Here is a 13,216-nt window from a genome sequence, read left to right on the forward strand (position 1 = left end):
GCCCCTCGGTCAATCCGCGCCGTAGAGCGTCTTCGCCTCCGCCGCGCTGACCAGCCCATCCGCCACGTCCCGCTCCACCAGCGCCCGGTCGCGCTGCTTCGGGTCGCCCATGCCGCCGCCGCCGGGCAGCTTCAGCAGCAGCCGCTTGCCCTTGGGGACCACCTGGAAGCCCTTGGTGCGAATGGTGCTGCCATCGGTATGGCCGGCCCAGCCTGCCGCGCCATCACCGCCGCCATCGCGACCCTTCGGCGCATTGGCCACGCGGTCGAAGATGGCGTTCACGGCGAATTCGGCCTCGCCCTTGGTGCCGATCTCCATGATCTTGCCGAAGCCGCCACGGGTGCGGCCGGCACCGGCCGAACCCTCCCGCAGCTGGTTCTGCCAGAAGATCACGGGCGCGACATTTTCCGTCGCCTCCACCGGCATGGTGCGCACGCCGGAGGGGAAGGCGGTGCCGTCCAGCCCGTCCTTGGTCGGGCGCGCGCCGGTGCCGCCCGAATTGAAGGTGATGATCTCGAAATCCGGCAGTTCCGCCGCCGCGCCGGAGACCTGCGCGCCGCCGCGCAATGGCGGATTCCACAGCGCCGAGGAGCCTTCCGCATTCACCCGATCCGGCACCGCATGGTGCAGGCAGCCCATCATCAGGTCCGGCAGCAACTGGCCCACGATGTGCCGCACGGAGACCGGGTAGGGCCGCGGCGCATTCAGGATGCAGCCTTCCGGGATCTCCATGCGGAAGGGCGCGAGCGAGGCCCAGTTGTTGGGGATCTCGGGCGCCACCACCACCTTGATGCCGAAGCAGGAATAGGCGCGGCAATAGGCGGCGGGCACGTTGATGCCGCGGCCGGACAGACCGGAAGTGCCGGCGTAGTCCACCACGATCTCATCCGCCTTCACCGTCATCGCCGCCTTCAGCGTGACCGGTGCCTCATAGCCATCGGAGGTGATCTGGCTGCTGTAGGTGCCCTGCGGCAGCTTCGCGATTTCCTCCAGCGTTGCCTTCAGCGAGCTGTCGAAGATGTAGGCGGCCAGCGGGTCCAGGCTGTCCATGCCGAACTCGTCCAGCATCTCGACCAGCCGCTTGGCGCCGGCATCGTTGCAGGCACAGAGCGAGTAGATATCGCCCTCCAGCTCCACCGGCGTGCGGGTGCCGACGCGGACGAAGTCGAACAGCGTCTCGTTCGGCTGGCCCTGGTCGAAGCATTTGACGATCGGGATATACAGCCCTTCCTCGAAGACGCTGCGGCCCTCGGGGCCCATGCCGAGGCCGCCGACATCGATGACATGCGCGGTATTGGCGAAGAGCCCCACGATCTTCCCGCGCTGGAAGGCGGGCGTCACGACGGTGAGGTCGTGCAGGTGGCCGGTGCCGAGCCAGGGGTCGTTGGTGATGTAGTGGTCGCCCGGCTTCATCGTCTCGGCCGGGAATTTCGCCAGGAAATGGCCGACCGATTCCATCATGGAGTTCACATGGCCCGGCGTGCCGGTGACGGCCTGCGCCAGCATGCGGCCCTGCAGGTCGAAGACGCCGGCAGACAGGTCACCGGCTTCCCGCACCGTGGTGGAGAAGGCGGTGCGGATCATGATTTGCGCCTGTTCCTCCACCACCGCGATCAGGCGGTTCCACTGGATCTGCTGCTGGATTTTTGTCAATGCGTCAAAGGTGGTCATGTTGGAGTTGTTGTCCTCTGAAGCGCGTCAATCCACTTGTCATACCGTTGCCCGGTCGCTTCGTGTTCCCACACGTGCGGGCCGCGAAGCGACGTACAGGTCAAAACGGCGGCGGCGGCCGATGTACTTCCAACCGGGAAATCCGATCTAAGTCTTAAGAAGGCTGGCTTCTGGGGGTGCTGCTCAAGAAGATCTGATTGGTGTAATTTTGTCCGCAGCGCCAGAGATGATGTTGGGCAGGCACCGCCGACGGATTTCCTAAGCTCCGACCCAGCCAGCAGGATGAAACCAGTACCATCGGCCATCATCTGAGCACTCACATCACGTGCGCCGATAAAACGAAAAATTTCTGCATTCAGGCTCTCGTGGCCTGGATTGATTGCGGCGAAGGGCTGCGCAGGATTTTCCCGTTTCGCGATTTCAGCCGACAATGTCGCATTATTTTTTTCGTTCAATTTTCCTTCCGCAATCATAGGGGATGGTCGGCCACGGAACACGCGAACCCCCAAAATTTCGGCAAGCAAGGCAACATCATCAGCAAAATCGCGCGCAAACGCCGCGTCACCATCGCTCAGCTTGCCCGCAGATGTTTGATCAGTGAATACCTTCGTCCTCCGCAACGACCGCGCGACCTCGACGAGCAAATGTTCTGCTCGTCGAGCATGAGCCTTGTTGAAGGTTTCATCAGTTGTCGAGGCTACCGCGATCTGCTGCCAGTCGGCCTTTTCTAAGGCATGATGCTTGCCTCGAAACCGGTCGGACAGTGAGTCGCATTCGCCAATGTAGATGGCGTCGACACCGTCGCTCTCGCCCGACAAAAAATAGACCGCCGGACGGCTGCCTTCCTCGCGCTCCTTCATGGCCGCAAGACGGCTAAGTGGGCAGCTGGTGACGACGGTTGTGCTGCCAGCAATGGTTGCAGTTCTGAGGCCGTCCGGGTCTCCCTCGTGCAGGGTTAAGCGTATCAGCCGTGTGCGGGAACTACGGATACTTGTCACGGGACAGCTCCAGGTAACCTAGCCCATCGACCCGGCAGCGCCAGCCCGGCCCCACCAGCGTGCTGGTCTCGGCTTCCGCGACGATGCACGGCCCCGGCACGGTGGCGCCAGCCGGCATTTCGGCGCGGTCATAGACCTTCCATTCCGCCACCTGCCCCGTCGCCGTGTCGCGCACCTGCTGCACGCGGATCGGCGCGGGGGCCTGCGCATCGGCCACTGGTGCGACAGGCTCCACCGCATCCGCCACCGTCGCGACGGTCACGGCGAAGGACAGGATCTCCACGTCGCTGCCCGGCACCGGCCGGTCGTAGAAGCGGGTGTACTCGGCATCATAGGCCGCGCGGATTTCGGCGATGTCCTGCACGGTCAACGGCCGCGCAGGCAGCGCCACGTTGATCTCGTGGCCCTGGCCGACATAGCGCATGAAGGCGATGCGGTGTTCCTCGGTCGGCGCGCCGAAGGATCCCTCGGCCACAACGCGCGAAGCCTCCGCCGACATCTCGGCCAGCAGCGCATTCACCGCATTCACGTCGAAGGTCCGGAACCGCTGGTACAGCGACTTCACCACCTCGTACCCGACCGGCGCGCGCAGGAATCCGATGGCGGAGCCGACGCCGGCGCCGGACGGCACCAGCACGCGATCCACGCCGATCTTCTCCGCCACGCGATAGCCATGCACCGGCCCGCCACCACCAAAGGCGATGATGCCGCGGCCGCCATAGCCTTTTCCTGATTCGATGGCATGGACACGCGCCGCATTGGCCATGTTCTCATCCACCATCTCGACCACGCCGAGCCCCGCCATTTCCGGCGCCAGCCCCAGCCCGCGGCCAACATGCGCATCCAGCGCATCCAGCGCCGGCTGCACATGCAGCTTCAGCGCGCCGCCGGCAAACAGGTCGGGCTCGTAGCGGCCGAGCGCCAGGTTCGCATCCGTCACCGCCGGCTTGTCGCCGCCGCGGCCATAGCAGGCCGGCCCCGGATCCGCACCGGCGCTTTCCGGCCCGACCTGGATGCGGCCCAGCGCATCGAGATGCGCGATCGAGCCACCACCGGCGCCGATCTCCACCATCTCGATCACCGGAATCCGCAGCGGCAGCCCGGAGCCCTTCTTGAAGCGGCCGACGCGCGCCACCTCGAAGGTGCGGCTGGCCTGCGGCGCGAAATTGTCGATCAGGCACACCTTCGCCGTCGTGCCGCCCATGTCGAAGGACAGCACCTTGGACCAGCCGCGCTGCTTCGCGACATGCGCCGAGAAGATCGCGCCACCGGCCGGGCCGGATTCCACCAGGCGGATCGGGAATCGCGCCGCGGTGTCCAGCGTGGTGAGGCCGCCGCCCGACAGCATCATGAACAGCGGGCAGGTGAAGCCGCCTTCCTTGAGGCCCGTCTCCAGCCGCCGCAGGTAGCTCGCCATCAGCGGCTGCACATAGGCATTGGCGGCGGTGGTGGAGAAGCGCTCCCACTCCCGCATCTCCGGCGAGACTTCGGAAGACAACGAGATCGGCAGTTCCGGCCACATGTCATGCACGATCGCGGCGGCGCGCTTCTCATGCGCCGGATTCACGAAGGCATGCAGGAAGCCGATCGCCAGGCTCTCGATGCCCTCGGCGCGCATGATTTCCACCTGCGCCCGCACTGCGGACTCATTCAGCGCCAGCAGGATGCGGCCCTCATTGTCCAGCCGCTCCGGCACGGTCAGGCGCCAGCGGCGCGGGATCAGCGGCTGCGGCAGGTCGATGTTGAGGTCGTACTGGTCATAGCGGGACTCATTGCCCAGCGCGAGCACGTCGCGAAAACCATCGGTGGTCAGCAGCGCGGTCTTGGCGCCCTTGCGCTCGATGATCGCATTGGTGGCGAGCGTGGTTCCGTGGATGACCAGCGCGATGTCGGCGGGCGTCAGGCCAGCGCGGTCCATCACCAGCTTCACGCCGTTCAGCACGCCAAGTTCCGGCGCATGCGGCGTGGTCAGGACCTTGCCGGTCCAGCGCTCACCGTCACGCTCGACGGCCACATCAGTAAAGGTGCCGCCGATATCGACAGCTAGGCGCGCCTGGAAGCTCAATTATTTCTCCATCTCAATCTGGTTTAAAAAGACGAAGGAGGCCTGCTACCCAGCCGAAGGTTCCTGGAAGCTCGTTTGCAAGCTCACCAAGCTGATCTTGCTGCCTCTCGATAAACGCTTGCGCTTCGCCATAAAGTTTTTCGCTACGCAGCCCGTCGCTTACTTCGCGCTTAATTGCGTCCTTCACCCCTTCCTTGGCAGCATCCAAAGCAAAGCTACCCACGGCGGCGAGTGAACCACGAGAAACCGCTGCCGCCGTAGCCTGAACCGCTGCACCTCCCGAAGCTAGTTCTGCCTGGACTTCCTGCGCAAGAAGGCGCGATGGCTCATCGAAAACATTCGGTGAATCTTCAACAGCCTTCACGGTCGGCAAAAAAAGACCTAAATTTCCAATCTCAAGTCTGGCGATTTTCTCGTATTGCTCAGCAACCGCCAGAACCTCAGCCGAAGCGCCAATCAGCATACTATGTCTAATTAAAAATTGATCAACTAGCTCAACAACATCCCGATCAACAAATTCAAGTAGCTGCCCCGACTTCTGTCTGCGAGCAATATAGGACTGGATATCGCCACCAAACATAAAAATTCTTAAGGGTGACGGGGAACTCTTGTTGATTTCTTTGCGATATTTTCGGATGGCGTCATAAAGTCTGGGATGTGAATTCGCCAGCGACGACTCGACATAACTTAGTTCTCCCAGGAGCTCCTTCAGCAGCCCAACCAGTTCATCACTGGCGTCCGGAAGACCCTGGGCGGTGATGCCGAACCGACCGTTATTGACTTTGAATCTAACCCCCTCGGATGCAGCCAGACGAATCTGCTCTGGCACGTCGGGCGCAGGGACGCTTGCAGCTACTGCCTGCCGAAGTAGGTCTCGCACGACATCACGATATGCCTCGATCACCGCCTCAGCCGCTATCGCCGTTACGTTCGGCGCATCTCCTCGATAACCCGATAACAATGGCGACATCTGAAAATTTCGCGACATTATCGCGCTTAGCTGGAATCGAATCTGAGGTTCAAGAAATGCAGAATTTCCGAATCCAATCAATTTTTTAGCAAGCAGCATTTCGTGCGCTTTAAGATTTTCAATTGTGAAGGCCTCATTCAGCGTGTGCCTAAGGTACTCCGAGACCTCGTTGATCAAGCGTGAGCGAACAAGCTGCCCCCGATATTCTTGATCCGCAATCTTTCGCAGAATGCCGCGCTCGTACTTAAAGAACGAGTTCGGATTTCTTTCGAGTAATGCGGCGGCGGACCTTTGGACGGCCGTCGACGCGAGCGGTCTGAACGAAGAAAGGGTCTGAGCCAACAGTTGGTTCATTAATAAATCTTCTTTCGCGCTCACACTGCTAACGCATCTGTATCGCCCAACGTGTCACCACGGCGCACGCATCCGCAAAATCGTCCATCCGCATCGCTTCCTTCGGATTGTGGCTGCCATTCTGGTTGCGGACGAAGATCATCCCGCTCGGGATGCCCGCCATAGCAAAGGCCGCCGCATCATGGCCGGCGCCGCTCGCCATCGCCAGATGCCTGATGCCCAGCGCATCGGCCGCGCGCGCCAGGCCATCGCGTATCGCCTCATCCATCGGCGCCGCGCGGCTGGTGGTCTCGGCGCCGAGTTCGAACCGCACGCCGCGGCGCGCCTCGATCTCCGGCACCGCCTCGTACAGTGTTTCCATCAACAGGTCGCAGCTGCGCGGGTTCACGCTGCGGACGTCGAGCTGGAAACGCGCCTCGCCGGCGATCTTGGTGAAGCCGGCCTCTTCCGTCGTGCCCATGACGCAGAAGGTGACGACCATCGCATGGCCGCGCGCCTCCAGCTCCACCCAGCGGTCATCGACGCGATGCGCCAGCTCCGCCAGCGCGATCGCGGCATCACGGCGATACTTGCGGGGCGTGGCGCCCGAATGATTGTACTCGCCCAGCACGCGCGCCGCGCGCAGCCGGCGCGTGCCGGGGATTCCGGTGACGATGCCGACCGGCACGCCCTGCCCTTCCAGCACCGGCCCCTGCTCGATATGCAGTTCGAGGAAAGCCGCGGTGTCATCAGGCGAGAATGTCTTGCCGCCGCGCTCGACGAAGCCGGGATCGAAACCCTCGTCGCGCATATGGTCGGCCAGCGAGCGGCCGTTATCCTGCCGCTTCACGGCCAGTTCTTCCGGCTTCAGCAGGCCGAGCGCGCCGCGCGAGCCGGGGTAGGAGATCGGGAACCAGCTTCCCGCCTCCTCCGCCCGCACCGCCACCACCGTCACGTCCCGCCCCGGCACGAAGCCGGCGCGCTTCATGCCGGCCACGGCGGCCAGGCCGCACAGCACGCCGGCGGCGCCGTCGAAATTGCCGCCCTCCGCCACGCTGTCCAGATGGCTGCCGAGCAGCACGCGCTTCGCCGCACGGTCGCTGCCCGGCAGCGTCATCAGCAGGTTGCCGACGGGGTCGGTGCGGCATTCCAGCCCGATCCCCTCCGCCGCCGCGCGCACCTGCTCATGCGCGCGGCGTTCGCCCGCGCCATAGGCATCGCGCGTGATGCCGACGCCATCGAAGCTGGCGTCGCGCAACTCATCGAACAGCCGCGTGGCGAGTTCGATGTCGGGGGAGAGGTTCGGGATCACGGAAGCTGTGTCCTTACAAAGTGCTGCAGATGCGGATCACAGGATCACAGCATGCTCCGAACGCGGCCGCCATCGACGCGGATCATGCTGCCGGTGATGTAGCCGCCGCGCTCGCTGGCGAGGAAGGCGCCCATCGGGCCGAATTCCTCCGGCAGGCCGATGCGCCCGGCCGGAATCTCCTGGCCAACCTTCTTCAGGTCCTCCTCCAGCGAAACCCCGGTCTTCTCGGCGCGCGCCTTGGCCATCTGCATGATGCGGTCGGTCATGATGCTGCCGGGCGCGATGACGTTCATCGTCACGCCATCCTTGGCCACCTCGCCCGAATAGGTCTTCAGCCAGCCCCAGATCGCCGAGCGCAGCGTGTTGGACAGCGCCAGGTTCGGAATCGGGTGCTGCATGCCGGTGCTGCCCACCACCAACACCCGGCCCCAGCCACGCTCGCGCATCGCCGGCATCAGCCGGTTGGCGATGCGGATCGGCGAGGCGACCATCTGCTCGAACCAGGTGTGCAGCGAGGCATCCGTGATCTCGGAGGCGACGCAGGGCGGCGGGCCGCCATGGTTCAGCACCAGGATATCGACGCCGCCCATCAGGCGCACCGCCTCATCGGCCAGCTTGTCCATGTCCGCGCCATTGGCGACATTCGCCGGCACGCCGAAGGCATCGGCGGCGCCGGCGGCCTTCAGCTCGCCCGCCACCACATCCAGCTTCGCCTGTTCGCGCCCGCTCACCACCACGGTCGCACCTTCGGCCGCCAGGCTGTCCGCGATCGAGCGGCCGAGGCCCTTGGAGGCGCCCATCACCAAAGCCCGCTTGCCCTTGAGTCCGAGATCCATCGTTGCTGTTCCCTATCCGTCGCTTGGCCGGAACCTGCTACCTGGAGCCCCCGCTGGCAAGCCGCCCCCGCTCTGCTACCAAGGCGGAAACCTGCCCGGGAGACGATCCACATGCCGAAGCCCGTCCTGCTGCTGACCCGCCGCCTGCCGGAGGCCATCGAGGTGCGCGCCGCGCATGACTACGACGCCCGCCTGAACAGCGGCGACGAGCCCTGGTACCAGGACGGCGCCGAGATCGCCCGCCGCGCGGCGGAAGTGGGCGCCACCGGCATCCTCTGCGCGGCCGGGGACCCGATGGGGGCCGCCACCATCAAGGCGCTGCCGGACAGCGTGAAGATCATCGCCACCTTCTCCGTCGGCACCGACCACATCGATATCGCCAGCGCGAAGGCGCGCGGCATCACGGTGGCGAACACGCCGGAGGTGCTGTCCTTCGCCACCGCCGAATGCGCCTTCACCCTGATGCTGATGGCCGCCCGTCGCGCCGGTGAGGGTGAACGCATGGTCCGCGCCGGCAAGTGGGAAGGCTGGGCGCCGACCCAGCTGATGGGCGTGACGCTGGAGGGCAAGCGCCTGGGCATCGCCGGCTTCGGCCGGATCGGCCGTGAACTGGCCGCCATGGCGCGCGGCTTCCGCATGGAAATCCACTACCGCGACCTGCGGCGCGTTCCCGCCGAGCTGGAGCAGGGCGCCACCTTCCACGATGACGACCGCGGCTTCCTGTCCTCCATCGATATCCTGTCGATGCACATGCCGGGCGGCGATGCGACGCGGAAATGGCTGAATGCGGAACGCCTGTCCTGGATGCGCAAGGGCGCGCTGGTGATCAACACCGGACGCGGCGGGTCGGTGGACGATGCGGCGCTGGTGGAGGCGCTGATCTCCGGCCATATCCGCGCCGCCGGCCTTGACGTCTACGATGGCGAACCAAAGGTCTTCCCGGGATATCTGGGGCTGGAGAACGTGGCCCTGCTGCCGCATCTCGGCAGCGCTACCATCGAGACGCGAGATGCGATGGGTCAGCGCGCGCTGGGCAATGTGGACGCGGTCCTGCTGCGCGGGATGGCAGCACCGGATGGGGTTGGATGAACCTGATTAAAATAGGTTTCGCCTTGACATTCAACCTCAAGTAGTTTCGTTAGGAGAAGGTTGCATTTCCGCTGATGGCTGGCGCCAAGCGCCATCCACAGCTGACCAGACGATCACGGAGAACCATGAACCAGGTCGCCCGGATCACCCTGTTCGTCCATGATCGCGCAGGGCGTCTCGAAACCCTGCCCGATCCGGAATTGCTGCGCGCGCTGCTGCAGGAAACGCCGCTGGTCACGCGGCACGACGATGGCAGCCGCACCTTCGTCTTCGACATGGTGGAGCCGGAACACCGGCTCTCCTCACCGCATCCACGCGCCCAGGTCAGCACGCTGGAATCCCTGCGGCTGTGCGGCGCCGCCCTGGCCAGCGCCGCCCGCTCGCTCGGCCTGCCGCTGACCGCCGCCCTGGCCGAATCGGCGGAACTGGTGGCGCAGGAGGAACTGCGCGCGATGCAGGTGCCGAAGCGCCGCCAATGCTGAACCGCCCATCCCGGGGGGCTGGCCCACTCGACAGCAGCGGCGGCGGGCGGCACTAGACGGGGCTCACTGTCGGAGCCTCGTTGATGCTGTTCGACCTCGATGCGCTGCCGGCCGCCAGCCGCTACAAGCTGCTCACCTCCACGGTGGTGCCCCGGCCGATCGCCTGGGTGGTGACGCAGGATGCGGAAGGCCGGCTGAATGCCGCGCCCTATTCCTTCTTCAACGTCTTCGGCTCCGACCCGCCGGTGGTGGCGCTCGGCGTTGGCAACCGGCCGAGCGGCGCGGCCAAGGACACCCTGGCCAATATCACCGCGACCGGCGAGTTCACCATCTGCCTGGTCACCGAGGCCACCCTGCAGGCCATGAACATCACCGCGGCGGATTTCGACGCCGGGGTGGATGAGGTGTCGCAGGCGGGCCTCGCCACCCTGCCCTCCACCAAGGTCGCGCCGCCGCGACTGGCGGACAGCCCGGTGGCGCTGGAATGCACGCTGTTCCAGACCATCCCGATCGGCGCGCACAGCATGGTGCTCGGCCAGGTCCGCGCCATGCATATCCGCGACGCCGCGGTGATGGACCCCGTGAAGTGCTACATCGACAGCCCGGCCCTCGGCCTGGTCGGCCGCATGCATGGCGCCGGCTGGTACACCCGCCTGGATGACCGGCTGGAGGTGAAGCGCGTCACCGCAGCCCAGCTGGCGGAGCGGAAGGCCTGAGCGAGCCGCTTTCCCTCGAAGGCTTCCCGGCGGAGCGGCAGCGCCCCGGCCCGCCACGCAGCCGGCGCCTCGCCCCTGCCTGGGCCTGGGCGTCGCTGCTCGCGGCCGGGCTGATCGCGGCGCCGCTTGCCGCCGTGCTGGTCACGGCGGTGGCGCCGCTCGGCGCGGACCAGGCGCATATCGTCCAGACCCTGCTGCCGGACCTGCTGGTGAATTCCGTCCTGCTGGCCGTGCTGGTCGGCGTGATGGCCGCCGGGATGGGGGCAGTGACGGCCTGGCTGGTGGCGAGCTGCGCCTTCCGCGGCCGCGGGCTGATCGAGATTGCGCTGCTGCTGCCGCTCGCCATGCCGGCCTATGTCTGCGGCTATGCCTATGTCTGGCTGCTGGATGTAGCGGGGCCGGTGCAGACCACGCTGCGGGAGGTGACCGGCCTGCGCTGGGGCGAGTACTGGTTTCCCGAGATCCGCAGCCTGCCCGGCGCGGCGCTGATGCTGGCCGCGGTGCTGTACCCTTATGTCTACCTGCTGTGCCGTAATGCCTTCCTGCAGCAGAGCGTCTGCCTGCTGGAGGCGAGCCGCACGCTGGGCCACGGCCTGCCGCGCACCTTCCTGCATGTGGCGCTGCCGATGGCCCGCCCGGCGCTGGCCGGTGGCGTGGCGCTGGTGCTGATGGAGACGCTGGCGGATTTCGGCACGGTGCAGCATTTCGCCGTCCGCACCTTTACCACCGGCATCTACGATGCCTGGTTCGGCTTGGCGGACCGGCCGGCGGCGGCGCAGCTTGCCACGGCGCTGATGGGCCTCGTCGCCATGCTGCTGCTGGCGGAACGTGCCTCCCGCGGCGGCCGGCGCTTCCACCCAACCACCACGCGCAGCCCGCCGCTGCGGCCGGTGGTGCTGCATGGCTGGAAGGAAGCGGCGGCGATCCTGGCCTGCGCCCTGCCGGTCTGCCTCGGCTTCGTCATCCCCGCCGCGGTACTGTTCGGCCTGATGCTGGAGGGCGGCGACCCGCTGGACCCGCGCCGCACCGTGCCCTACGCGCTGAATTCCGTGACGCTGGCCGGAATCACAGCCGGGCTGGCGGTGGCGCTGGCGGCGCTGCTGGCCTGGGGGCAGCGGCTGCACCCGTCCCGCCTGCGGGCCTCGGCCAACCGGGTGGCGGCGCTGGGCTATGCGCTGCCGGGCTCGGTCATCGCGGTGGGCGCGCTGGTGCCCTTCGCGATCTTCGACAATGCGCTGGATGCCTGGATGCGGGCGCGCTTCGGCATCTCCACAGGGCTGCTGCTGTCGGGCAGCATCGCGGCGCTGGTCTTCGCCTATCTGGTGCGCTTCCTGGGCGTGGCGCTCTCCGCCGTGGAATCCGGTCTGGCGCGGATCCGTCCGAGCCTGTTCGGCGCCGCCCGCGTGCTCGGCCGTACGCCAGGCCAGGCGGTGCGGTCCGTGGAACTGCCGCTGGCGCGCGGGGCGCTGATGACGGCGGGCGTGCTGGTATTCGTCGACACCATGAAGGAATTGCCCGCGACCCTCATCGTGCGGCCCTTCGACTTCGACACGCTGGCGGTCCGCGTTCATAATCTGGCCTCCGATGAAAGGCTGGCGGAAGCCTCCACCGCCGCGCTGCTCATCGTGCTGGTCGGGCTGCTGCCGGTGGCGGCGCTGGTGCGGGGGATGCGACGGGGATGACGAAAGCCAAGCCGCTGCTGCGCGCCATCCGCCTTGCCCTGGATGGGGATTGGGAGGCGGCGCACCAGATCGCCCAGGCCGATCCGGGCGCTGACGCCGCCTGGGTGCATGCCTGGCTGCACCGGATCGAGGGTGACGACGCCAATGCCGGCTACTGGTATCGCCGCGCCGGCCGCAGCCCTGCCCAGGGCAGCACGGCCGAGGAAGGTGCCGCGATCGCGCGCGCCCTGGGCTAGATAAGCCGCGCCAGCCCGTCCCAGACGATCAGTTTGAGCGCCAGCGCCGCCAGCACCAGCCGGAAGATCGGCAGGAAGTGGCGTTCATCCATCCGGCTCAGCGCCACCTGCCCCACCGTGGTGCCGGCCAACGCGGCTGGGATCATCCAGAATATCGTGCTGGCATAGGCCGCGAAGCTGAAGCCGACCAGGGTGAAGCCCGCCACCTTCAGCAGGTTGCCGACCACGCCGAAGACGCCGAGCGTGCCCACCACCTGTTCCTTCGACAGGTCGCGCCGGATCACCAGCACGCCGAGGATCGGCGCAATCACGCCGACCACCATGTTAAGCGCGCCGGTGACGAAGCCGACCGGCACGAAGGCCCAGAGCGGCAGGTCCCGGTCGTGGAAGCGCTTCATCTGCCGGGTGAACAGCGACAGCAGCACGAAGCAGCCGATCAGCATCTGCACCGCCTCGGTCGGCAGGCCCTGGAACAGCACCAGGCCCAGCGCGACACCGGCCGGCATCAGCAGGGCGAAGCGCCAGATGATCGGCCAGACCAGGCGGTCCCGCAGCAGGATCACCCGCCAGATATTGGAGGCCAGTTGCACCGCGCCATGCACCGGAATGGCGGCAACCGGCGGCAGCACCTGCAGCATGATGGCGATCAGCGCGGTGCCGCCGCCTGCCCCCACCACCGCGGTCAGCGCCGAGGTGAAGAAGGCGGCGCCGGCGAGGAAGGCGATGTCGGCGGGGTTCATGCGGGCAGTCCGGCTTGTGGCGATGACCCCGACATCCTAACCAGCCGGCGCCGGCCCGCATTCGCGTGCAGGTCAGGAATGATCGG

The 13,216-nt window shown here is 66.3% G+C and carries 12 protein-coding genes; 5 read left to right on the forward strand and 7 right to left on the reverse strand.

Annotated elements, in window-relative coordinates; genetic code table 11:
- Window positions 1–9: 9 nt before the first annotated feature.
- The 6 genes from HB662_RS14225 to HB662_RS14250 all read right to left on the reverse strand — a co-directional run bounded on the left by HB662_RS14225 (window position 10) and on the right by HB662_RS14250 (window position 8,185).
- Window positions 10–1,671: a hydantoinase B/oxoprolinase family protein gene (locus tag HB662_RS14225; RefSeq protein ID WP_168050473.1), complete on the reverse strand. Its 1,662-nt coding sequence runs from the start codon at window positions 1,669–1,671 to the stop codon at window positions 10–12.
- The gene (locus tag HB662_RS14230; protein WP_168050474.1) at window positions 1,668–2,531 is read right to left on the reverse strand and encodes a GIY-YIG nuclease family protein; all 864 of its coding nucleotides are present in this window, start codon (window positions 2,529–2,531) and stop codon (window positions 1,668–1,670) included. The genes HB662_RS14225 and HB662_RS14230 overlap by 4 nt, the downstream gene beginning before the upstream one ends.
- A gap of 121 nt (window positions 2,532–2,652) precedes the next feature.
- Window positions 2,653–4,734: a hydantoinase/oxoprolinase family protein gene (locus HB662_RS14235; protein ID WP_168050475.1), complete on the reverse strand. Its 2,082-nt coding sequence runs from the start codon at window positions 4,732–4,734 to the stop codon at window positions 2,653–2,655.
- A 13-nt stretch (window positions 4,735–4,747) separates the two neighbouring features.
- On the reverse strand, window positions 4,748–6,058 hold the full coding sequence (locus HB662_RS14240) for a hypothetical protein (RefSeq protein WP_168050476.1): 1,311 nt from the start codon (window positions 6,056–6,058) through the stop codon (window positions 4,748–4,750).
- Between the two features lie 28 nt (window positions 6,059–6,086).
- Window positions 6,087–7,349, reverse strand: coding sequence for a hydantoinase/carbamoylase family amidase (locus HB662_RS14245; RefSeq protein WP_168050477.1), 1,263 nt, complete (start codon window positions 7,347–7,349; stop codon window positions 6,087–6,089).
- A 44-nt stretch (window positions 7,350–7,393) separates the two neighbouring features.
- Entirely contained in the window at window positions 7,394–8,185 is a 792-nt protein-coding gene (locus tag HB662_RS14250) for an SDR family oxidoreductase (RefSeq protein WP_168050478.1), read from the reverse strand.
- A 111-nt stretch (window positions 8,186–8,296) separates the two neighbouring features.
- On the opposite strand from HB662_RS14250, the gene HB662_RS14255 reads away from it, so the two are divergent.
- The 5 genes from HB662_RS14255 (at window position 8,297) to HB662_RS14275 (ending at window position 12,390) form a co-directional block, all read left to right on the forward strand.
- Window positions 8,297–9,274, forward strand: a complete 978-nt coding sequence (locus HB662_RS14255; RefSeq protein ID WP_168050479.1) for a 2-hydroxyacid dehydrogenase — start codon at window positions 8,297–8,299, stop codon at window positions 9,272–9,274.
- A 125-nt stretch (window positions 9,275–9,399) separates the two neighbouring features.
- Window positions 9,400–9,756: a hypothetical protein gene (locus HB662_RS14260; RefSeq protein ID WP_168050480.1), complete on the forward strand. Its 357-nt coding sequence runs from the start codon at window positions 9,400–9,402 to the stop codon at window positions 9,754–9,756.
- 83 nt (window positions 9,757–9,839) lie between these two features.
- Entirely contained in the window at window positions 9,840–10,472 is a 633-nt protein-coding gene (locus HB662_RS14265; RefSeq protein ID WP_168050481.1) for a flavin reductase family protein, read from the forward strand.
- Window positions 10,473–10,606: 134 nt separating this feature from the next.
- Complete coding sequence (locus HB662_RS14270) at window positions 10,607–12,154, forward strand: ABC transporter permease (RefSeq protein WP_342449512.1); 1,548 nt, start codon at window positions 10,607–10,609, stop codon at window positions 12,152–12,154.
- Window positions 12,151–12,390 (forward strand): hypothetical protein, encoded by a 240-nt coding sequence (locus tag HB662_RS14275; RefSeq protein WP_168050482.1) that lies wholly within the window; start codon window positions 12,151–12,153, stop codon window positions 12,388–12,390. The genes HB662_RS14270 and HB662_RS14275 overlap by 4 nt, the downstream gene beginning before the upstream one ends.
- Here HB662_RS14275 and HB662_RS14280 read toward each other — a convergent pair.
- Window positions 12,387–13,130, reverse strand: coding sequence for a sulfite exporter TauE/SafE family protein (locus tag HB662_RS14280; RefSeq protein ID WP_168050483.1), 744 nt, complete (start codon window positions 13,128–13,130; stop codon window positions 12,387–12,389). The two genes, HB662_RS14275 and HB662_RS14280, sit on opposite strands and share 4 nt — an antisense overlap.
- Window positions 13,131–13,216: the final 86 nt, after the last annotated feature.

The organism is Falsiroseomonas frigidaquae (assembly GCF_012163145.1).
GTDB classification, from domain to species: domain Bacteria; phylum Pseudomonadota; class Alphaproteobacteria; order Acetobacterales; family Acetobacteraceae; genus Falsiroseomonas; species Falsiroseomonas frigidaquae.